The following is a 401-nucleotide window of genomic DNA, read 5'->3' on the forward strand; positions in this document are numbered from 1 at the left end:
GTCCACCGCGGCGTTCCATCGATCCTCACCGGGTTGAGGCTCCGCACGCACATCACCGACTGTCCAGGCCGAAGCAAGGGTCTATGAGGCCCGAAATACCTGCTTGCCGGTATCGTCACGGACTTTGACCACGAACGACCTGCGTGGGCTGTCCGGTAGCATCTCCCTTTGCGAGGTCGGGTAGAACGGAAACCGCGTGGAATTCGACGTCTTTGAGGGTGGCGGCGCACTCAATGCCATCCGCGTCCTCGAATGTGTCACCTCCATCCCGAATATCGAAGAAAAACAGCGCCATCATCTGCTCCGGACAAACTCTGAGATAAGCAACTTGCTTTTGGGAAATGTTCCGGGAGGGGCGACGTACCCACGCCACCCTCAAATGATGTAGACCGCAATTCAAC

General features: G+C 57.4%; 1 protein-coding gene. It reads right to left on the reverse strand.

The genetic code is table 11. The annotated features are described in order from the left end of the window. Positions 1 to 115 precede the first annotated feature (115 nt). Positions 116 to 401, reverse strand: a 286-nt coding sequence (locus ACWTU8_RS33175) for a DUF6894 family protein (RefSeq protein ID WP_455851424.1), incomplete at its 5' end; no start/stop codon positions are given.

The organism is Mesorhizobium sp. BHbdii (assembly GCF_053848045.1).